The sequence below is a fragment of the Micromonospora sp. NPDC050686 genome, from assembly GCF_040654475.1.
GTDB lineage: Bacteria > Actinomycetota > Actinomycetes > Mycobacteriales > Micromonosporaceae > Micromonospora.
Genome location: NZ_JBFAID010000014.1, coordinates 99,113 through 119,394 on the forward strand (window position 1 = coordinate 99,113; position 20,282 = coordinate 119,394).

Genomic DNA, 20,282 nt, shown 5'->3' on the forward strand with positions numbered 1-20,282 from the left:
GACGCGAGGAGTGAGCTTGCGAGCCCCGCAGTCGGCAGCCGAAGGGATGACAGTGGCTGACCTGATCGATCTTCGTTCGGACACGGTGACCCGGCCCACCGCCGGGATGCGGGAGGCGATGGCCTCGGCCGAGGTCGGCGACGACGTGTATGGCGAGGACCCGACGGTCACCGCCCTGGAGGCGGAGGTCGCCGCGCTCTTCGGGCACGAGGCGGCGCTGTTCGCCCCGACCGGGTCGATGGCCAACCAGATCGCCCTGCAACTGCTGGTGCCGCCCGGCGACGAGCTGCTCTGCGACGCCGACGCGCACGTCGTTACGTACGAGATCGGGGCCGCGGCCGCGTACGGCGGGATCTCCTCGCGGACCTGGCCGGCGGTCGGCGCGGACCTCGACCCGGACGTGGTGGCCGGGATGGTGCGGCCGGACGGCTACTTCGCGGTGCCGACCCGGGCGATCGCGGTGGAGCAGACCCACAACCGGGGCGGCGGCGGGGTGATCCCGCTGGGCGTGCTGCGCCGGCTGCGGGAAGTCGCCGACGAGCACGGGCTGGCGCTGCACTGCGACGGCGCCCGGATCTGGCACGCGCACGTCGCCGACGGGGTGCCGCTGTCCGAGTACGGTGCGCTCTTCGACACCCTGTCGGTCTGCCTCTCCAAGGGCCTCGGCGCGCCGGTCGGCTCGCTGGTGGTGGGCAGCGCGGAGCAGATCGCCCGGGCCCGGTTCGTCCGCAAGCGGATGGGTGGCGGGATGCGGCAGGTCGGCGTCCTCGCCGCCGCCGGCCGGTACGCCCTGGCGCACCACGTCGAGCGGCTCGCCGCCGACCACGCCAAGGCGGCTCGGCTGGCTGAGGCGATCGCCCCGTTCGGGGTGCTCGCCGGCCGGGTCCGGACCAACATCGTCCCGCTCGACCTGACCAAGCACCCGCTCGACGCGAGGCGGTTCGCCGCCGCCGCCCGCGAGCGGGGCGTCCTGGTCTCGGTGCTGGGCCCCCGCACCGCCCGCCTGGTCACCCACCTGGACGTCTCCGACACCCAGATCACCCAAGCCACCGAAGCCCTGACCCAAACCCTCCGCGCCTAACCCCCTCCCACCCCCAGCCCCTCTCCGGGTTGATCATGAAGTTTGCGTCGCGGATCGGGCGGAATCCGACGCAAACTTCATGATCGACACCCTGGGGGGTGGGGAAGGGGGTTAGGGGTGGAGGCGGGTTAGGGTGGCTATGTCGGTGGCGTGGCCTTCGTGCTTCTCCGTGGGGGTTTCCACCACGACGGGGACGCCGGCGGTGGCGGGGTGCCGCATCAGCTCGGCGAAGGCCGGTTCGCCGATGGTGCCCTTGCCGATGTTCTCGTGCCGGTCCCGGGTGGAGCCGCACAGGTCCTTCGAGTCGTTCGCGTGCACCAGCTTGAGCCGGTCCGCGCCGACGGTGGCCACCAGGGCGTCCAGCGTCGCGGTCATCCCGCCCTCGGCCGCCAGGTCGTGCCCGGCGGCCCAGGCGTGGCAGGTGTCGAAGCAGACCCCCATCATCGGGTGTCGCTCCACCGCGTCCAGGTACGGGCCCAGCTGCTCGACCCGGGAGGCCAGCGACCGGCCGCCACCCGCGCTCGGCTCCACCAGCAGCATCGGCCCCCCGGCGGCCGCCGCCTCGTCGAGCAGTGGCAGCAGGGTTTCGCGTACCTGCCGCATGGCGGTCTCGGCGTACCCGGCTTCCACCGCGCTGCCGGCGTGGAAGACCACACCCTCGGCGCCGATCGCGCGGCCCCGGCGCAGCGCGTGCGCCAGCGTCTGTGCCGACCGCTGCACCGTGGCCGGGGTGGGGGAACCGAGGTTCACCAGCAGCGACGCGTGGATGTAGACCGGTACGCCCCGCGCACCGCAGCCGTCCCGCAGCAACGCGTCCTGGGCCGGGTCCCCGGGCGGCAGGGCCCAGCCCCGGGAGTTGGAGACGTAGACCTGCACCACCCGGGAGCCGGCCGCGTCGACGTACGGCAGGACCGACCGCGCCAGGCCCCCGGACGTGGGGGTGTGCGAGCCGACCGGCCGGCGGGCGGCCGGCCCGACGGTGGCCGGGCCGGTCACAGGCAGCCGATCGTGACCTGGGTGCCCGGGGGCACCTGCGCGTTCTCACCCGGGTTCTGGAACCGCACGGTGCCGTTCGGGTTGAACTGCACGTTCACCGGGAAGCCGAGGCCCTGCAGCTGCTGCTGCGCCTGCGGGCACGGCAGGTCGATCACGCGCGGCACCACCACGGCGGGCGGGCCCTTGCTGACGTCCAGCTTGACCTGTGCGCCCTTCTCGACCCCGGCGCCGTCGGCCGGGCTCTGCCCGAGGATCTCGTCCTTGGGCTTGTCGGAGTCCTTGTACGTCTCGACCGGCACCAGCCCGAGCTGCGCCAGCGCCGACCGGGCGTCGTTGACGTTCTTGCCGACCAGTTGCGGCACGGTGATCGGCGCCCGCCCCTTGCTCACCACCACGGTGATCTTGTCGCCCGGCTTGACCTGCGCCTTGGCCTTCGGGCTGGTAGCCACCACGACGCCCTTGGGCAGGTTGTCGTTGTAGCGCGCGGGGCCCTTCACCACCACCAGACCGGCGCTCTTGAGGTCCGAGTCGGCGAGTGTGAAGTCCTTGCCGATCACGTCGGGCAGCGGGAAGCGCTCGGGGCCCAGGGACAGGGTGAGGGTGATCGTGCCGCCCTTGAGGATCCGGCTGGCCGAGGCGGGGCTCTGGCCGATCACCTGGTCCTTGGGGGCCTTCTCGTCGTACCTCGCCGGGGCGTACTCCAGGTTGAAGCCGGCCTCGGCGGCCCGCGACTCGGCGTCGGCCTTGCTCATGCTGACCAGCTGCGGGGCGACGGTGTACCGGCCCACCCCGAACCACCAGCCGCCGAGCGCGGCGAGCAGGCCGAACACCACCACCACGGCGGCGATGCCGAGCCGGTTCTGGCCGTCGCCGTCGCCGCCCATCCGGCCGCGCAGCGCGGCCAGCTTGCCGCCCAGCGCCGAGCCCTGCGGCGCCGCCCGGCGCCGGTGCGGCGGCTGGGCCTGCGTCTCGGGCAGCCGCGCCCAGGCCGGGCGTTGTGCCGGCTGCACCGCGGCCACCACCATGGTCGGCTGGGCCACCGGCTGCTGGTCGTCGCTCACCCGGCGCAGCACCGCGGTGTGCGTGTTGTCCGGGGTGCTCAGGCCCTCCCGGACGGTCTGCATCTCGCTGAGCAGGGCGCCCGCGTCGGTCGGCCGGGCCCCCGGGTCGCGGCGGGTGGCCCGCGCGACCAGTTCGTCCAGCTCGCGGGGGAGCGCCGGCACGAGCATCGACGGCGCCGGCACGTCCCGGTCGACGTGCTGCCAGGCGATGTCCACCGGCCGGTCCCCGTCGTACGGCACCCGGCCGGTGAGCATCTCGAACAGCACGATGCCCGCCGAGTAGACATCGGTACGGGCGTCCGCCCGGCCCTCGGTGACCAGCTCGGGCGCCACGTACGCGACGGTCGCCATCAGCTGGTTGCCGTTCTCCTCGCTGGCCTCCACCGCCCGGGCCAGCCCGAAGTCGGCCACCTTGACCACGCTGTCGACCAGGTTGGCCGGCCCGCCGGTGGGCGCCTCGGCGACCAGCACGTTCTCCGGCTTGACGTCCCGGTGCACCAACCCGGCCCGGTGTGCGGCGGCGACCGCGGCGAGCATCTGCTCGGCGATGGCCAGCGCCTCCTCCGGGTTGAGCCGGCGCCGCTCGGCCAGCACGTCGCGCAGGGTGCGACCGCGGACGTACTCCATGACCAGGTACGGCAGCCCGGCGTGCTTGCCCTGGTCGTAGACCGCCACCACGTTGGGGTGGGTCAGCCGGGCGATGGTCTTCGCCTCGTCGGTGAACCGTGCCACGAAAGCGGCCAGCCGGGCCGGCGACTCCGGCGCCTGGCTCGGGTGAATGATCTTGACCGCCACGGTGCGTTCGAGGCGCTCGTCGGTGGCGGTGTACACGGTCGCCATGCCGCCACGCGCGACGCGACCGCGAATGCGGTAGCGCCCGTCGATCAGCGAGCCCAGCAACGTGTCGGCGACCTGTGTGTCCATCGGCAGGCAGTCTATGTGTCGGAGGCGTGAACGGTGAACAGGATGCTACAGCCGGGGCTCCGGTGCGGCTGTCCCGCCGCGCTGACGCAGGTCACGGGGGTGCCGGTGGTGGACCGCCGGCGGCACGTGGCAGGGTGGTCGGGTGACCGATTCCGTACCCTCCGGGCAGTCCGCCGCCGCGGGACCCGCCGACCCGGCCGCCTGGCTGACCCTGCCGGACGTGGCCGAGCGCCTCGACCTGTCGATCAGCAAGGTGCACCAGATGATCAGGGACCGGGAGCTCGTCGCGGCGCGCCGCGACGGCGTCCGCCGGATCCCGGCCGACCTGGTCGCCAACCAGCAGGTGCTCAAGCACCTGCCCGGCGTGCTGAACCTGCTGGCCGACGCCGGCTACGACGACGAGGCGGCGCTGCGCTGGCTCTACGAGGAGGACCCCACCCTCCCCGGCACGCCGGCCGCCGCGCTCGCCGGCGACCAGGCCCGCGAGGTCAAGCGCCGCGCCCAGGCCCTCGGGTTCTGACCCGGCTCCGGCCGGGAGCGGGTCAGAGGGTACGGCGGGTGGCGGCGATGGCCAGGTCCACCAGGGCCTGGCGGGCCTCGGTCTCCAGGTCGACCGTGGCCAGCGCGCCCAGCGCGGTCTCGGTCAGCGCGGCGATCCGCCGCTCGGTACGCTCCAGCGCCCCGCTGGCCGTGATCAACTCTCGCAGCCGGGCGACCCCGGCCTCGTCCAGCTCCGGGTCGCCGAGGCCGGCGAGCAGCCGCCCCCGGCCTGCCTCGTCGGCCGTCTCCACGGCCGCCGCCACGAGGTACGTCCGCTTGCCCTCGCGCAGGTCGTCCCCGGCCGGCTTGCCGGTCTGCGCCGGGTCGCCGAACACCCCGAGCACGTCGTCGCGGAGCTGGAACGCCTCGCCGAGCGGCAGCCCGTACGCCGAGTAGGCGGCGCGTACCGGCTCCGGTGCGTCGGCCAGCGCGGCACCGAGCAGCAGCGGCCGCTCGACCGTGTACTTCGCCGACTTGTAGCGGGCCACCTTGCCGGCCCGCTCCAGCGAGATGTCCCCGGTGGCCTGGGTCAGCACGTCGAGGTACTGCCCGACGGTCACCTCGGTGCGCATCTCGTCGAAGACCGGTCGGGCCCGGGACACCGTACGCGGGTCCAGGCCGGCGGAGTGCAGCAGCTCGTCCGACCAGACCAGGCACAGGTCGCCGAGGAGGATCGCCGCGGCGTCGCCGAAGCCGTCCGCGTCCCCGCCCCAGCCGGCCCGGCGGTGCCGGGTGGCGAACCGCCGGTGCACCGCCGGCTCACCCCGCCGGGTGTCCGAGCGGTCCATCAGGTCGTCGTGAATCAGCGCGCTGGCCTGCACGAACTCCAACGCGGCCAGGGTGCTCACCACCTGGTCGGAGTCGACCCCGCCGGCGCCCCGGTACCCCCAGTACGCGAAGGCGGGCCGCAACCGCTTGCCGCCACCCAGCACGAACCGTTCGATCGCCTCGGCCACCGGTGCCAGGGCGTCGTCCACCCCCCGCATCCAGATGCGCTGCTGGGCGAGAAACTCGGTGAGGGCCTTGTCCACCCGCTGGCGCAGGCCGGCGCGGTCGACGGGGGACACGGGAGCGGCGTCGGTCACGCCACGACGCTAGCCGGTCGCCGGGGCACGCGCCGCATCCCGGGGCCGGCGGGTCGGCCGAGGTGGGCCACCGCGTCGGCCACCCGGACCCGGCCGGCCGGTCACCGGCGCGCGTCGCGGCAGCCACGGACGGGCCGCGGCGACGAGTGCGCCGTGCCGGCGTACCGCGGGGGCGTCGGCGCGCTGGGCCAGCCGGCGGCGCACCTCGGCCAGCTCGCCGACGGCCCGCGGCGACCCGGCTCGGACGGCGTCGAGCAGCGCCGCCCCGGCCACGGCACAGGCCCGCTCCAGCTCACCGAGCTGAAGGTGACCGCGGGCCAGCCAGGCGCCGTAGACGGCGGCGGCGCGCGGCCGGCCCGCCCACCGGGCGGCGTGCAGCAGCGGCACGCCGGCACCGGACCGGCCGAGCGCGACCAGCGTGCGCCCGGTCATCGCGGCCAGTTCGGCCGCGTCCAGCCAGTACAGCCAGGACGGCTCCCGGCCCGGCTCCGGCGCGACCGTGGCACGCCGGGCCGCGTCGAGCGCCGCGCCGGCCGCCCGGAGCCGTCCGCCGAGCGCGGCGGCGAGCGCCACCCGGTGCAGCAGCAGGGCGCGCAGCCCCGGGCTGGCCGCCCGCCGGGCGCCGAGGTATCCGGTGCGGGCCAGCAGCAGCGCGCCCGCCGGGTCGCCCGCGCCGGCCAGCAGGTGGCTGGCCGAGCCGAGCACGTGCCCGGCCAGCGCCCGGTCCCCGGCGGCCGCCGCCGCCCGCAGGCCCAGCCGGTACGCCTCCAACCCGCCGGCCGGATCGCCCGCGTCGGCCGCCAGCCACCCGGCGAGCTGGGCCGACTCGGCCAGCACGGGCAGCAGCCGGCGGCGGCCCGCCGGGCCGGCCGCGGACAGCCGGCGCACCGCCCGGCGCAGCCGGTACGCCCCGAACGGCGCCAGGTCGGCCCCGCCGGCCAGGTCGTCCAGCCGGCGCAGCTCGGCCAGCCCGGGCGCCCCGGCGGGCGCCCCGTCGACGACCTGGGCGGGCAGTTGGCCGGCGGTCGGCGCGGCGAGCAGCCCGCCACCCGGGTCGGCCAGCCAGCGCCGGGCAACCGCGAGCAGCGCCGCCCGCGGCCGGGAGCCGACCCGGGCCCCGGGCGGTGGACCCGGGTGCCGACCGTGGGCCGCCGCGTCGGCGAGCAGCCCGGCCGGCACCCCGAGGACGGTGGCCAGCCAGGCCAGCCAGAATTCGCCGGGCAGCCGCACATGGCGCTCCCACCGGGAGATCTCGTGCCGGGTCAGGGTCGGCACGCCGGCGGCGGCGCACAGCTGCGCGGCGAGCCGCTGCTGGCTCCAGCCGCGGGCCGTACGGAGCTGGGCCAGCAGCGTCCCGAGGGGCGGCGGTGGCGGGGTCATCGGTCCTCCGAAAGGCGTCGGCGCGGCGACGCCGACCGTCCCCGAGGACGGCACGTACGTCGCCGATCGGTGCTGGTGACCCCGCGTGACCCCCGCGCGTACCCCGTGGTCCGGCCCGGCCGGCCGACCCGCGCTGCCCCCAGTGATATCCCGGGGGTACGACGCTTCCCGCCCGACATTGCCGCTCCGACGGGTGGGAAGGTCGTCGGTGCGGGGCGTCCGGGCGGCTAGAGTCGTGGCGTGGCGCTCGGTCTTCCCTCCGTCCTCCCCAATCCGCAACCGGCGATCGGGGAGCTGATCCGCACGGGGCAGCCGACGTTCTCGTTCGAGTTCTTCCCGCCCAAGACCGAGCCGGGCGAGCGACTGCTCTGGCAGGCCATCCGCGAGCTGGAGTCGCTGCGTCCCTCGTTCGTCTCGATCACCTACGGCGCGGGCGGGTCGACCCGGGACACCACGGTCGCGGTCACCGAGCGGATCGCCACCGACACCACCCTGCTGCCGATGGCGCACCTGACCGCGGTCAACCACTCCGTCGCCGAGCTGCGCAACGTGATCGGCCGGCTGGCCGGCGTGGGGGTGCGCAACGTGCTGGCCGTGCGGGGCGACCCGCCGGGCAACCCGGGCGGCGAGTGGGTGCCCCACCCGGAGGGCGTGCAGTACGCCGAGGACCTGGTCCGCCTGGTGCGGGACGCGGGCGACTTCAGCGTCGGGGTGGCCGCCTTCCCGTACAAGCACCCGCGCTCGCCGGACGTGGCCAGCGACACCGAGCATTTCGTCCGCAAGTGCCGGGCCGGCGCCGAGTTCGCGATCACCCAGATGTTCTTCGACGCCGACGACTACCTGCGGCTGCGCGACCGGGTGGCCGCCACCGGCTGCGACACCCCGATCCTCGCCGGGGTGATGCCGGTGACCCAGCTGAGCACCATCGAGCGGTCGGTCCAGCTCTCCGGCGCGCCCTTCCCGCCCGCCCTGGCGGAGCGGTTCGCGCGGGTGGCCGACGACCCGGAGGCGGTGCGCCGGCTCGGCATCGAGCAGGCCAGCGAGATGTGCGCGCGGCTGCTCGACGAGGGCGTCCCGGGCATCCACTTCATCACCCTCAACCGGTCCACCGCGACCCGCGAGGTGTGGCAGCACCTGCGGATCGGAGCCCGAGTCTGACCCCGGATTCCCGACACCTGGACGCTGCTGCGACGGTTGACCGGTGGTGGGCACACAACTGAGCTGGGACGAGTACGCCACCGCCTGGGCTCGGCTGCACGGCGGTTTCGACCCGCGGGTGGCGGCGCCGGTGGTCCGGGCCTGGCTGCGCTTCGCGTACCACGTCGGGTTCATCCTGGGCCGGCTGCGGGTCGGCCCGACCGCGGTGACCGCCGTCGGGGTGCTGCTCTGCTTCTGCGTACCGCTGTTCGCGGTGCGGCCGGGCAACGGGCCGTTCGTGGCGGCGCTGTTCGTGCTGGCCGCCGCGGTGGCCGACAGCGTGGACGGCGCGGTCGCCGTGGCCACCGGCCGGACCACCCGCCTCGGGTACGTCTACGACTCGCTCGCCGACCGGCTCGGCGAGGTGGCCTGGCTGGCGGCGTTCTGGCTGCTGGGGGCGCCGGGCGCGCTGGTCGTCGCGGGTGGGGCGCTGTCCTGGTTGCACGAGTACGCCCGGGCCCGGGCGGTCGCCGCGGGCATGCGGGAGCTGGGCGCGGTGACCGTGGGGGAGCGGCCCACCCGGGTCTGCGTGGCCCTGGTCGGGCTGCTGCTGGCCGGGGCGAGCGGCCTGATCGACCCCGACCTGACGGCCGGGACCATCACCATGGTGACCGCGGTGTGGGTGCTGCTGGCCGGCTTCGGATTGGGCCAGCTGCTCTCCGCCGTCCGCCGCGCCCTGGCCGACGCCGGCTGACCCCGCCCCGGGGTGTTGACCGGGGGCCCCTCCTTACCCCCAGGCGGGGCCGATTTCGGTGGCGACGATTTCGGCGGAGAGGGTGACCATGGGCAGGCCGCCGCCGGGGTGGCTGGAGCCGCCCACCAGCCACAACCCGTGCGCCGGGCCGCGGTTGGCCGGCCGGAGCAGCCCGCCGGCGGTGCCGTAGATCGACCCGCCCGGCGCGGCGGCGGCGGTGGCCAGGTCGGCCGGGGTGCGCACCTCGCGGAAGAGCAGCCGGTCCCGGACGTCCACGCCCCGCTCGGCCAGCACGTCGAGGATCCGGTCGGCGTACGCCTGCGCCAGCCCCGGCCGGCGCCAGTCGACCGCGCCCGCGGCGGTGCCGTGCCGGGCGGCGTTGACCAGCACGAACCACGCCTCGTGCCCGGCCGGGCGGGCCGCCGGGTCGTCGGCCACGGTGACGAAGACCGCCGGGTCGAGGGCCGGCCGGGCCCGGGCCCCGCGCCCCGGGTCGCCGAAGACCGCGTCGAACTCGGCGTCGTAGTCGCGGGGGAAGAAGACGTTGTGGTGGGCCAGCCCGCTGTCGCCGCGCACGCCGAGCAGCAGCACGAAGCCGGCCAGGCTCCGGTCGGTGAGCCGGGCCAGCCGGCGCGGGTGGGGCAGCAGGTCCCGGTAGAGGGTCAGCGCGTCCACGTTTGCCACCACCACGTCGGCGGGCAGCGGCGCGGTGGCCCCGGCGAGGCGTACCCCGTGCACCCGCCCGCCGGCGGCGTCGATCCGGGTGACCGCGGTGTCGGTGCGTACCACCACGCCCAGGTCCAGGCAGCGGGTGAGCAGGGCGTCGGTGAGGCTGCCCAGCCCGCCGCGCAGGTACCAGCCGCCGTAGGCCAGCTCGGCGTAGGGGACGGCGACCAGGGCGGCCGGGGCGCGCCGCGGGTCGGCCCCGGTGTAGGTCGCGTACCGGTCGAGCAGCATCCGCAGCCGCGGGTCGGCCAGGTGGCCGCGGCCCAGGCCGCGCAGCGTACGCCCGGGGGCGATGGCGGCCAGGTCACCCAGCCGCCAGGCCAGCGCGGCCAGGTCCCGCGGCGAGTCGACGCTGCGCCGCAGGATGTCCCGGTGCGAGGCCGCCCACACCCGCTCGGCCCGCCGCCACAGCCGCCGCCAGTCGGCCGCCGCGCGGTCGCCGAAGGCGGTGCCGATCCGGCCGGCGAACCCGTCCGGGTCGGCGCCCGAGTCGAGGGTGGACCCGTCGGCGAAGACGTGCCGCACGATCGGGTCCAGCGGCACCAGGTCGAGGTACTCGTCGAGCTTCGCGCCGGTCGCCTCGAACAGGTCGTGGAAGACCTGCGGCAGGGTGAGCAGGCTCGGCCCGGTGTCGAAGTGGAACGACCCCTCGGGGGTGTGGTGGGCGTACCGGCCGAGCTTGCCGCCGACCGTGCCGGCCTGCTCGAGCACGGTGACCTGATGTCCGGTGGCGGCCAGCCGGGCGGCGGTGGCCAACCCACCCACCCCGGCGCCGACGACCACGATTCGCGCCATGCCGCGCTCCTCCTAGCTGACCGGGCGACCGCGCCAGGACAGGCGGCGCCGCTTCCGCAGATGGTACGACCGCAGCGTCAGCCAACCGAGGACCACGACCGACACGGGGTGTGCCAGCGCGTCGGGCCAGGCCCGCCCGCCGGTCGCCCGGGCGCAGACCACCCGCCCGGCGACGCCCGCCGGGTACGCGGCCAGGGTGGCCGCGGCCACCGCCGGCTGGCCGGTCACCAGAGCCGCCACCGCGAGCAGCGGGGGAGCGGAGTAGAGCAGGAGCAGCAGGGTCACCACGACCGCCGCGGCGCTGGGGTGCCCGAACGACGCCCACAGCGACTTCGAGTAGCCGTCGCGCAGCTGCGGCCAGTCGTCGTACATCCGACAGGAGGCGAGCCGGGAGCCGTCGGCCAGCGCGATCCGGCCACCGGAGCGTTTCACCGCCCGGGCCAGCTCGATGTCCTCCAGCACCTTGTCGGCGACCGCCGCGTGCCCGCCGGCCCGCAGGTAGCCGGCCCGGTCCACGACCAGGAACTGCCCGCCGGCCGCGGCCAGGGACGGCCGTGGCGAGCGCTCCATCGCCCGCAGCGGCAGGAAGGTCAGCCACAACCACTGCAACAGCGGCTGCACCAGCCGGTCGGCCGCCGTCCGCACCACGATCCGGGGGTACGCGGACAGCAGCACCGCCCGCGCCGCGCGCAGCTCGGCCACCGCCGCCGCGACGGCGTGCGGGGCGAGCACCACGTCGGCGTCGATGAAGGCGAGCACGGTCGGGGCCGGGTCGGTCCGGGTGGCCAGTTGCCAGCAGGCGTGCGGCTTGCCCAGCCAGCCCGGCGGCGGGGCGACCCCGGTGAGCAGGGTGACCCGTGGGTCGCCGCCGGCCACCGCGCGGACCACCTCCGCGGTGCCGTCGGTCGAGCCGTCGTCGAGCACCACGATCCGCAGGCCGGGCACGCCCTGCTGGGCGAGCAGCGCGCGCAGGCAGGGGGTGACCCGGTCGGCCTCGTCGCGCAGCGGCAGCAGCACCGCGACCGGCTCGGTCGGCTCGGCCGGCGGGTCGCCCGGGCGGCGCAGCCAGCGGGTGGCGTTGACCCAGGCGTGCCCGGTGAGCCCGGCCACGGCGACGAGCAGGGCGAGGGCGGCGGTGATCATCGGGTCGCGTCGGCCTCGGCGGCCGGTTCCGGCGCCGGCCGGGCCCGGTCGGTCCGGTCGGCGCGGCCCCGGCCGAGCGCCACCGCCAGCGGCACGGCGACCACCGCCATGCCGGCCGCGCCCCAGAGCGCGGAGGCGGGCAGGTCGAGGAAGACCGCGTGGGCCAGCACGCTGGACGCGTACGTCCACAGGTAGAGCGCGTACATCGGCAGGTCGGCGGGCCCGGTGCGGCCCGCCGCCGGGCCGGCCAGCGGGCGCAGCGCCGCCATCAGCAGCACCGCGAAGAGCAGCCAGCCGAGGTGGTTGCTGACCGGGATGCCGGGCAGCCCGGGCAGCGCCGGGGTGGCGTCGAGCCAGCGCCAGTGACCCTCGGCGACCATCTGCGGGTCGAGGAAGAGGTCCCAGGCGGCCAGTCCGACCGCGCCCAGCGCGACCCGCCCGGCCGCGCCCCGCCAGCCGACCGGCCGGACGAGCCGGACCGCGGCCAGCCACGCCGGCCACGCCATCCAGGTCCAGGCCAGCGGGATGATCAGCGGCACCCCGGCCAGCTTCGGGCCGAGCTGGCCGGAGTAGTCGTAGCTGCCGAACGGGAAGCCGGTGGCCACCCCGAGCGCCTCGATCGCGAAGCCGCCCCCGGTGGCGACCGCGACCAGCGCGGCGGCGGCGCGCGGACCGCGGCTGACCGCCGCGTGGGCCACCGACAGCAGCCAGCCCAGCAGCACGGTCGCCACGGTGAGCCGGTTGCGGGTGACCCCGCCGGCCAGCGGATAGCAGATCTGGGCGAGGACCAGGACGGCCAGCAGCACCCAGGGCAGCCGCCGGTGGATCACGGCGTGCCCGGTCCGGGCCGGCCGGCGCCCGGCGGGTCCAGCGGCAGGTCCCGGCCCAGCACGCCGAACGGGCGCTCGTCGCCGGGAAAGTGGAAGTGGCGCAGCAGGTCGACGAAGCCGAACCGGCGGTAGAGCCGCCAGGCCCGCGACCGCTGCTCGTCGGCCTCCGGGGTGGAGAGCAGGGTGGTGTCGCCGTCGGCCAGGTCGAGCAGGGCGCGCAGCTGGCGGGCGCCCAGGCCGTGCCCCTGCGCGGGCGGCCGGACGTGCAGCTCCACCACCTCGAAGCAGTTGCCGAGCCACCGCTTGCGGGCCGGCGGGTCCAGCGCCCGGTACACCTGGTCGTGCCACCACTGCCCGGCCGCGCCGAGATAGCCGTACCCGAAGCCGGCCAGGTGCCCCTCGGAGGTCAGGCTGGCCACCGCGCGGAAGCCGGGGCGGCGGACGTGGGTGGCGATGTAGCCGCGCCGGGCCTCCAGCAGGTCGGCGCGGTAGCCCATCGCCTCGCCGTAGACGACCACCACGTCGTCCAGCCGTCGGACGAGATCCTCCGGCGTCCACCGGACCAGCCTCATGCCTGTCCCTTCGTTCCCGCGCCGCCCGCGCCGGCCCAGCCCAGCACCGAACGGTCACCCACCACGTCGCGCACCTCGAACCGGGCGAAGAGCTCCTCGGCGTACCACCCCTCGGTCGGGGTGCGGGCGATCGCGGCCCGGTGCTCCGGGTGACGGTACGCGAACGCCACGAGGTCCGCCGCGTCCCGCCACACGCTCACCGTGCCCTGCCAGCCCAGCGGGGCCTCGCCGACGCCGAACCGGGCGAGCAGCCCGGGCGCGGCGTGCAGCGCGGCGGCCACCGGCGGGACGGCCCGCCAGAAGGTGGCCGCCCGGCGGGGCCGCAGCCGGGCCCGGGTGAGCGCGAGCACCGGCCCGTCGACGAGGCCGCCGGGCGGGTCGCCGAAGGGTCGCCGGCCGGACCATTCGCCCCGGCTGGTCAGCGGGCGCAGCTCGACCCGGGCGGACGCGTGAGCGATCCGGTCCCAGGAGCGGCCCACCGGTGAGCCGTCGAAGCCGGCCGCCGCGGCGGGGGAGTCCCAGACCACCAGGGCGGCCCACCGGGTCAGGTCGGCGTCGCCGGGGCCGAAGCCGGTGCCGGCCCCGGTGCCGAGCAGCTTGCCGAACCGTACGCCGGGGGTGTGCCGCAGCCGGAGCGGGTGCAGCGCCATCCGGGCCAGCGCCCGGGGCACCGCCGTCCGGGGGATCCGCCACACGTGCAGCGTGACCAGGTCGGGGACGTCGCTCACGCCACGTCGGCCGGGGTTCCGGCAGTGATCCGCAGCAGCTCCGCGTACGTGGTCGGGAAGACCGCCTGGGGCACCCCGCCGGCCGCCCACACCTCGTCGTACGCCGCCAGGGCGGTGTCGACCAGAGTGCGCAGCGGTCGGGGGTGGCCGACCGGGGCGACCCCGCCGATCACCTGGCCGGTGTGTTTCCGGACGAACTCGGGGCTGGCCCGGCGCAGCCGGGTGACCCCGATGGACGCGGCGAGGCCGGCCGTGTCCACCCGGTGCGCGCCGGAGGTGAGCACCAGCAGCGGCGCGTCGTCCGCGTCGAAGATCAGCGAGTTGGCGATGGCCCCCACCTCGACGCCGAGCGCCTCGGCCGCCGCCGCGGCGGTGTGCGCCGCCCCGGGCAGCAGGCGTACCTGGCTGGCGTCGGCGGAGCCGTCCCGCGCGCCCGCGTCGTCGAGCGCCCGCTGCACCGCCTGCACGTTCGGGTGTGACTGCATGCCCCCATTCTCCCCGCCGCGCCCGCCCGGTCCCCACCCACCCACACCGTGTCCCGCCGCGCGACGGTAGAGGTCGGTCAGCCCGTCCCTCGATCTCCCGCGCGTACCAGTCCGCCTGTGGGTCCTCCTCGTACGCCGCCAGGGGGAGCAGCTCCTCGGGCGTCGGGAATTCGCGCCCGAAGGTGGGCCCGAAGTAGCCGGCCGAGCGAGTGCGTGATCATGGCCGGTGCCCACTATTTCCGGGCGGGAGGCCGCTGGTCGCCCCGGCGGCGCGGGCGGCGACGAGCGCGGCGATGCCGTCGAGGATGCGGGCCAGGCCGAAGTCGAGGGCGTTGTCGTCGACCTCGCCGCCGGCAGCCGGCCGTAGCGCGGCGGCCAGCGCCGGGTAGCGCTCCTCCCGGCCGCGTACCAGCAGCGTGAAGGCGGCCTCCCGGTCCTGCCCGGGGGCGGAGTCAGCGGTCGTGTGCTGGGCCAGGTTGCGGGCGTGCCCGATCAGCAGCACCGCGACGTCGAGTTGCTCGCCGCCGGTCAGCCCGGTGCCGCTGAGGGCGGCGACCACACGTTCCAGCCAGGCCAGCTCGTTCGGGCCGGGCACCCGGGGGGCCGCGGTGGCGGCGTGCGCCCACGGGTGACGGCGGAACCGGTCGAATATCTGCCGGGTCCAGTCGTCGAGCTGGGTGCGCCAGTCGGCTCCGGGCGGCGGCGGGGCCGGCTCGCCGATCGCCACCTCCAGCATCAGGGCGACCAGCTCGGCCCTGCCGGGCACGTACCGGTAGAGCGCCATCTTGGTCACGTCGAGCGACTCGGCGACCCGCTGCATGGTCAGCCCCTCGAGCCCGTCGGCGTCGGCGATGGCGATGCCGGCCCGGGCGATGGTCTCGACGGTGAGGGTGGGCCGGGGGCCGCGCCGGGGCCCACCGGGTGTGCCCCACAGCAACTCGTGGAGCCGCCGTCTGTCGATGCCACCGTGCTCCACGGACACCTCTCTTGCTCGTCGGCCGAAACTGTGTCTACAGTACACCGTATCCAACGGACACAGTTTTTACGGGGGGAATCATGGCGCTTCCACTGCGCGGCTTCCGCGTGCTCGTCTCCGGTGCCGGGGTGGCCGGCCCGGCGGTGGCCTGGTGGCTGGCCCGCTTCGGGGCCGAGGTCACCGTCGTCGAGGTCGCCCCGGCGCTGCGGACCAGCGGCTTCGCGGTCGACTTCCGCGGGCCCACCCACCTCGGCGTGCTCGCCGCCATGGGGGTGCTCGACGAGCTGCGCGCGGTGCAGACCCATGCCGGCGCGATGAGCCGGGTCGACGCGTACGGCCGGGAGATCTTCCGGCTACCGGCCGAGTTCGCCGGCGGCGAGCTGGAGGTCCGCCGCCGCGACCTGTCCCGGATCCTCTACGAGCACGGCACCGACCGGGTGGAGTACCTGTTCGACGACCGGATCACCGCACTCGCCGAGGGCGCCGACGGGGCGCGGGTCGACCTCGCCCGGGGCGGCTCCCGCACCGTCGACCTGGTGGTCGGCGCGGACGGGATGCACTCGGGGGTACGCCGGCTGGCCCTCGGCCCGGAATCGGCCCACCTGACCCACCTCGGCTACCACCTGGCCGGCTGGGACCTCCCCAACGACCTGGGGGCCGACGCGGTGCCGCGGCAGTTCAACGTGCCCGGCCGGATGGCAAGCGTGGTCGCCGACCCCCGGGAACCCGGCCGGGCCACCGCCCTGGTGGTCTTCACCGGCCCCCGGCAGGACCACGACCGGCTGGACGTCGAGCGGCAGCAGGCGCTGATCACCGACGCCTTCACCGGACTGGGCTGGCACGTGCCCCGGCTGCTGACCGGCCTGCGCGCCGCGCCGGAGCTCTACTTCGACGCGATCGCCCGGATCCGGGCCCCGCGCTGGCACACCGGCCGCAGCGTGCTGCTCGGCGACGCGGCGTGGGGGGTGACCCTGGGTGGGATGGGCGTCGGCACCGCCGTCGTCGGGGCGTACGTGCTCGCCGGCGAGCTGGCCGTGGCCGGGGGCGACCCCCGGGTCGCGCTGCCCGGGTACGAGCGGCGGATGCGCGGGTACGCGTCCCGCTGGCAGCGCGGTGCCAACCCCGGCCACTTCCTCGCCCCGGCCAGCGGATGGGGGCTGTGGCTACGCGACCGGCTGCTGGCCACCCGGCCGGTCCAGTCGATGCTGGTCCGCGGCACCGGCTCGCTGGCCACCGAGGCCGACCTGCCCGACTATCCGGCGTGGGTCTGAGCCGCCGGCCGGGACCCGGGCCAGTTCGGGGTGGCCCGGACCCGGCTGGCGGCGTCCACCAGCAGGGCGGCGTACCCGTCCAGGGTCGTCAGCCAGTCCAGCGCGTCCGCGCCCCGGGCTACGGCCGTGGTCGCGTACACGTCGGCCCAGAGCAGCTCGGGGCCGACCACGGTGACCGACCGGACGGCCCGGGCGGGGCGGCCGGCGCGCGGGTCCAGGATGTGCGCGCCGCGCCGCGCGGTGCCCGACGTGGCGACCGCGCCGCTCGCCAGCTCCAGCACGTCGAGCAGCCGGTCGGGCCGCCCGGGGTCCTCGACGCCCACCCGCCAGCCCGGCCGGCCCGGCCCGGTCCGCAGCAGCACGTCCCCGCCGGCGTTGAGGCAGAGGTCGTGCCCCGGCAGGTCCGCCAGGTGCCGCGCGGCGCGCTCCACCGCCCACCCCTTGACCAGCCCGGACGGGTCGTAGCCGGTGCCACCGCCGGGCAGCGGCAGGCGGCGGGCGTCGAACCAGCCGCCGGTACGCGACCGGGCCGCCTCGCACCACTCGACCACCTCCCGCACCACCGGCGTGGCGGTGGCCGGGTCGGGCGCGGCCCCGCCCAGCCGGCCGATCTCGCTGTCCGGCCGGTACGTGCTGAACACCGCGTCCACCTCGCACAGCTCGGCGAAGAACCGCTGCACCCGCTCCGCCACCGCGTCCGTGCGCACCTGCGGCCCGCGCAGGTGCGCGCTCACCGGCAGCCCCATCACCTGCACCACCCAGGCCCGCCGGTCGAGGTCCACGGTCGTCGGCTTCATCGCGCCCTCACTTCAGGTGTGCCGCGTCGATGGCGGCCTGGAGGGACTCCCGGTAGCCGTCGCTGGTGACGGTGGCCCCCGAAACCGTGTCGATCTCCGCGCTCTGCGCCGCGAGGGCCTCCTGCCGCAGGACCGGCACCGCGTAGTCGTTGATCTCCTGATCCCGACGGTTGCCGTCCGGCACCCGCACGGCGACGACGTCGGTGATCTTCCCGCCCGAGACGGTGATCCGGACCTGCACCGGCCCCCACCGGGTCTGCGCCACCGACCCGGTGGCCGTGCCGTTGGCCGAGGAACCGCCGGACGGCGAGCCGCTCGACGAGCCCGAGCCGGAGGAGCCCGAGCCGCCCGAGTCGTCGGTCGCGGACCAGTACCCCTGGGCCGAGCCGCCGGCGGTCGCGCTGCTTCCCCCGCCCGGCCCCATCGTGCTGGTCCGGTAGCTGAACAGCAGCACCAGCGCGGCGACCGTGGACAGCAGCCAGAGGGTGAGGCGTCGCATGGATCCGTCCCTTCCGCCCGTCACCAGGCGAATCGTTCGTGATGGACGTGCGCCTCGGGCACCCCGGCGGCGCGGGTCGCGGCGCGGACGGCGTCGACCCAGCCGTCCGGGCCGCAGAGGTAGACGTCGTGCCGGGCGATCTCCGGCGACAGCCGGCGCAGCGCCTCGGCGTCGGTCAGGCCCTCGGCGTACGCCGGCAGCCAGGACGGCCGCCGCGCGCGCGGCCCGACCAGGTGGTGGACCACCACGCCGCGCTCCGCGGCCAGCCGGTCCAGCTCTGCGGCGAAGGCCAGCTCCTCGGGCGTACGCGCGCGGTAGAGCAGCACCGCCCGCCCCCGGGCGTACGGCAGCTCCCAGAGCAGCGCCAGCAGCGGGGTGATGCCGACGCCGCAGGCGAACATGGTCACCCCGCCGCCGCGCCAGTGCTCCCCGGTCAGCCGCCCGTACGGCCCCTCCAGCAGCACCTTCGTGCCGGGGCGCAGGGTGGACACCCGGGAGCTGCCGTCGCCGAGGTCCTTGACCGTGATCCGCATCAGGTCGCCCGACGGCGGCGCGGACAGCGAGTACGGGTGGGCCCGGGACCAGCCGGGGCCGGTCAGGAACCGCCAGTTGAGGAACTGCCCGGCCCGTACCGGCAGCCGGTGCAGGTGCCGTCCGCGCAGCCAGACGGAGGTGATGCCGGGCGCCTCGGGCACCACCGCGGCCACCTCGACCCGGTGCCGCAGCGAACGCCAGGCCGGCAGGCCCAGCCGGAACACCAGCACGCTGGCCAGCGCCAGCAGGTACACCGTCCACCAGTAGGCCCGGGCCGCCGCCGAGCCGACGAAGTCGGCCCCGGTCCAGAGCTGGTGCGGCAGCGCCAGCGCGATGCCCAGGTACGCGTACAGGTGCAGCAGGTGCCAGGACTCGTAGCGCAACCGCCGCCGGGCCGCCCGGACCGAGGTCACCACCACCAGGACCAGCAGCGCCAGCGCCGCGGTGGCCAGCAGCATCCCCGGGTACGCGGTGACCAGCAACCACGCCTGGGCGAGCGGGTTCTGCCGGGCGGTGCCGGCGTACCCGAGGGTGGTCAGCGCGACGTGCGCGAGCAGCAGGTGGCAGGAGGCGAAGCCGGCGAGCCGGTGCCAGCGGGCGATCCGGTCCTGCCCGAAGCGCCGCTCGATCAGCGGCACCCGGGCCATCAGCACCACCTGGATGAGCATCAGGTCGGCGCTGAGCAGGCCGGTGAGCCGGCCCAGCGAGGTCAGGCCGGTGGCGACGCCGGCGAGCAGTTCCTGCACTCCCCGGTCGGCGGTCCAGAGCGCGGTGACCACCAGCAGACTGAGCGCGGCGGCGCCGCCCGCCACGTCCGCCCACCAGCCGGGGACGGCCCGCGGCGGGCGCTGGACGGTACGCCGGTCGGCGACGGTGGCGGTCACCGGGCGGCCGGTTCGGTACGGCTGACGTTCATGACCACCACCCTGCGCGGTGGACCTCCGCGCCGGCTTTGCCGACCCTGTGTGCGGGCTGAGAAGTTCCGGGCCTGGCGGGGGTGCCTCGTCGGACGCGCCGCCCGTCACACGTTGCATTTTTGTCGGAGGGGAGGTGTACTGTCAGCGGTAGTTAGAACGAGTGTTCGATTGAGTCGCACACCCGTTCCAACGTTCTCCGGGAGTGGTGTTTCGCGGCGCCGGCTCCCGGGAGGCGCGGTTCCGCGGATCGCGCCGGGGCGCCGGGCAGTCGCGAGCCCGGTTCCCGTCAGGCAGGACCGTCGTCCGCCGCCCACCGACCCCCGGGCGGCGGACGACGGACCCGCCGGTACGCCGGCCGGGTGTGGTGTGGGGAAGCGTCCACACCCGGCCGGCCACCACCCGGTGCGTCTTCCTCCGCACCACCCGCCCCGGGCGCGCCGCCCGGCGGGCTTCGGTCCGTCGCCGACGCGCCCGTCCCGGCCACGTGGAGGAGACAGCCATGCCGACCAGTCAGGCGCCGACGGTGCCGGCGCACGTGCTGCCGCACCGCACCCCCGCCCAACTGCTCGCGGTCGCCCGTCGCGGGCTCGCCGAGGCCGCCCGGACCCGCCCCGACGGCCTCCGGTACGCCGCCGCCCACCTGGCCGCGCTGCGCGCCGCCGCCGCCGTGCTCGCCGCCCGGGCCCGCCCGGCGCCCGCCCGGCGCAACCGGATCACCAGCGTGTGGGTGCTGCTCTGCGCGGTCGCCCCCGAGCTCGACGAGTGGGCCCGCTACTTCTCCGCCGGTGCGGGCAAGCGGGCCGCCGCCGAGGCCGGCATTCCCCGCGTGGTCACCGCCCGCGAGGCCGACGACCTGCTCCGCGCCGCCGAGGAGTTCGTGACGTTGGTGGAGGCCATGCTCGGCGTGGCGCACCAGCCGGCGCTCGACGGGCTGGCCGCCTGACCCGTGGCGTCCGGCCACCGGCGGGAGGACAGGTGGCCGGACGCCCCCCCCCCCACCGCCCACAGCACACACGATAACCGGGGGGGAAGCCGCCCAGGGAAAACCACC

The 20,282-nt window shown here is 76.3% G+C and carries 20 protein-coding genes; 6 read left to right on the forward strand and 14 right to left on the reverse strand.

Annotated features, from left to right (window positions below; translation table 11 throughout):
- The first annotated feature begins 61 nt into the window (after window positions 1-61).
- A complete protein-coding gene (locus AB0H57_RS12980; protein ID WP_357505811.1) occupies window positions 62-1,081 on the forward strand; it encodes a GntG family PLP-dependent aldolase in 1,020 nt (339 codons plus the stop codon).
- 111 nt (window positions 1,082-1,192) lie between these two features.
- On the opposite strand, the gene AB0H57_RS12985 is transcribed toward AB0H57_RS12980, so the two are convergent.
- The gene (locus AB0H57_RS12985; protein WP_357505760.1) at window positions 1,193-2,077 is read right to left on the reverse strand and encodes a deoxyribonuclease IV; all 885 of its coding nucleotides are present in this window, start codon (window positions 2,075-2,077) and stop codon (window positions 1,193-1,195) included.
- Complete coding sequence (gene pknB / locus AB0H57_RS12990; RefSeq protein ID WP_357505762.1) at window positions 2,074-4,062, reverse strand: Stk1 family PASTA domain-containing Ser/Thr kinase; 1,989 nt, start codon at window positions 4,060-4,062, stop codon at window positions 2,074-2,076. The genes AB0H57_RS12985 and pknB overlap by 4 nt, the downstream gene beginning before the upstream one ends.
- A 142-nt stretch (window positions 4,063-4,204) precedes the next feature.
- On the opposite strand from pknB, the gene AB0H57_RS12995 reads away from it, so the two are divergent.
- Window positions 4,205-4,582 (forward strand): Rv2175c family DNA-binding protein, encoded by a 378-nt coding sequence (locus AB0H57_RS12995; RefSeq protein ID WP_357505764.1) that lies wholly within the window; start codon window positions 4,205-4,207, stop codon window positions 4,580-4,582.
- A 22-nt stretch (window positions 4,583-4,604) separates the two neighbouring features.
- Here AB0H57_RS12995 and AB0H57_RS13000 read toward each other — a convergent pair whose 3' ends face one another.
- Entirely contained in the window at window positions 4,605-5,687 is a 1,083-nt protein-coding gene (locus AB0H57_RS13000; protein WP_357505766.1) for a polyprenyl synthetase family protein, read from the reverse strand.
- A 9-nt stretch (window positions 5,688-5,696) separates the two neighbouring features.
- On the reverse strand, window positions 5,697-7,067 hold the full coding sequence (locus AB0H57_RS13005) for a helix-turn-helix domain-containing protein (protein WP_357505768.1): 1,371 nt from the start codon (window positions 7,065-7,067) through the stop codon (window positions 5,697-5,699).
- A gap of 240 nt (window positions 7,068-7,307) precedes the next feature.
- Here AB0H57_RS13005 and metF point away from each other — a divergent pair, with 240 nt between their 5' ends.
- Together metF and AB0H57_RS13015 are read left to right on the forward strand one after the other, a co-directional pair.
- Window positions 7,308-8,225: a methylenetetrahydrofolate reductase [NAD(P)H] gene (gene metF / locus AB0H57_RS13010; protein WP_357505770.1), complete on the forward strand. Its 918-nt coding sequence runs from the start codon at window positions 7,308-7,310 to the stop codon at window positions 8,223-8,225.
- 43 nt (window positions 8,226-8,268) lie between these two features.
- On the forward strand, window positions 8,269-8,958 hold the full coding sequence (locus AB0H57_RS13015) for a CDP-alcohol phosphatidyltransferase family protein (protein ID WP_357505772.1): 690 nt from the start codon (window positions 8,269-8,271) through the stop codon (window positions 8,956-8,958).
- 33 nt (window positions 8,959-8,991) lie between these two features.
- Here AB0H57_RS13015 and crtI read toward each other — a convergent pair whose 3' ends face one another.
- The 7 genes from crtI to AB0H57_RS13050 form a co-directional block, all read right to left on the reverse strand.
- Complete coding sequence (gene crtI, locus AB0H57_RS13020; protein ID WP_357505774.1) at window positions 8,992-10,479, reverse strand: phytoene desaturase family protein; 1,488 nt, start codon at window positions 10,477-10,479, stop codon at window positions 8,992-8,994.
- A 12-nt stretch (window positions 10,480-10,491) separates the two neighbouring features.
- Entirely contained in the window at window positions 10,492-11,619 is a 1,128-nt protein-coding gene (locus AB0H57_RS13025; protein ID WP_357505813.1) for a glycosyltransferase family 2 protein, read from the reverse strand.
- Window positions 11,619-12,452 (reverse strand): carotenoid biosynthesis protein, encoded by an 834-nt coding sequence (locus AB0H57_RS13030; protein WP_357505776.1) that lies wholly within the window; start codon window positions 12,450-12,452, stop codon window positions 11,619-11,621. Before AB0H57_RS13030 ends, AB0H57_RS13025 begins: the two co-directional genes overlap by 1 nt.
- Window positions 12,449-13,024: a GNAT family N-acetyltransferase gene (locus AB0H57_RS13035; RefSeq protein WP_357505778.1), complete on the reverse strand. Its 576-nt coding sequence runs from the start codon at window positions 13,022-13,024 to the stop codon at window positions 12,449-12,451. The genes AB0H57_RS13030 and AB0H57_RS13035 overlap by 4 nt, the downstream gene beginning before the upstream one ends.
- Window positions 13,021-13,752, reverse strand: a complete 732-nt coding sequence (locus AB0H57_RS13040; RefSeq protein WP_357505780.1) for a monooxygenase — start codon at window positions 13,750-13,752, stop codon at window positions 13,021-13,023. Before AB0H57_RS13040 ends, AB0H57_RS13035 begins: the two co-directional genes overlap by 4 nt.
- The gene (locus tag AB0H57_RS13045) at window positions 13,749-14,237 is read right to left on the reverse strand and encodes a YbaK/EbsC family protein (protein ID WP_357505782.1); all 489 of its coding nucleotides are present in this window, start codon (window positions 14,235-14,237) and stop codon (window positions 13,749-13,751) included. Before AB0H57_RS13045 ends, AB0H57_RS13040 begins: the two co-directional genes overlap by 4 nt.
- Window positions 14,238-14,454: 217 nt before the next feature.
- Window positions 14,455-15,219, reverse strand: coding sequence for a TetR/AcrR family transcriptional regulator C-terminal domain-containing protein (locus AB0H57_RS13050; protein ID WP_357505784.1), 765 nt, complete (start codon window positions 15,217-15,219; stop codon window positions 14,455-14,457).
- A 74-nt stretch (window positions 15,220-15,293) separates the two neighbouring features.
- Between AB0H57_RS13050 and AB0H57_RS13055 the strand changes: the two genes are divergently transcribed.
- A complete protein-coding gene (locus AB0H57_RS13055; protein ID WP_357505786.1) occupies window positions 15,294-16,484 on the forward strand; it encodes an FAD-dependent monooxygenase in 1,191 nt (396 codons plus the stop codon).
- Here the strand turns inward: AB0H57_RS13055 and AB0H57_RS13060 are convergent.
- The 3 genes from AB0H57_RS13060 to AB0H57_RS13070 are packed head-to-tail and all read right to left on the reverse strand — an operon-like array spanning window position 16,466 to window position 19,198.
- Window positions 16,466-17,281, reverse strand: a complete 816-nt coding sequence (locus AB0H57_RS13060; RefSeq protein ID WP_357505788.1) for an FAD:protein FMN transferase — start codon at window positions 17,279-17,281, stop codon at window positions 16,466-16,468. The genes AB0H57_RS13055 and AB0H57_RS13060 overlap by 19 nt on opposite strands.
- A 7-nt stretch (window positions 17,282-17,288) precedes the next feature.
- Complete coding sequence (locus AB0H57_RS13065; RefSeq protein ID WP_357505790.1) at window positions 17,289-17,780, reverse strand: FMN-binding protein; 492 nt, start codon at window positions 17,778-17,780, stop codon at window positions 17,289-17,291.
- Window positions 17,781-17,800: 20 nt separating this feature from the next.
- A complete protein-coding gene (locus AB0H57_RS13070; RefSeq protein WP_357505792.1) occupies window positions 17,801-19,198 on the reverse strand; it encodes a ferredoxin reductase family protein in 1,398 nt (465 codons plus the stop codon).
- Window positions 19,199-19,730: 532 nt separating this feature from the next.
- On the opposite strand from AB0H57_RS13070, the gene AB0H57_RS13075 reads away from it, so the two are divergent.
- Window positions 19,731-20,174, forward strand: a complete 444-nt coding sequence (locus tag AB0H57_RS13075) for an SAV_6107 family HEPN domain-containing protein (RefSeq protein WP_357505795.1) — start codon at window positions 19,731-19,733, stop codon at window positions 20,172-20,174.
- Window positions 20,175-20,282: the final 108 nt, after the last annotated feature.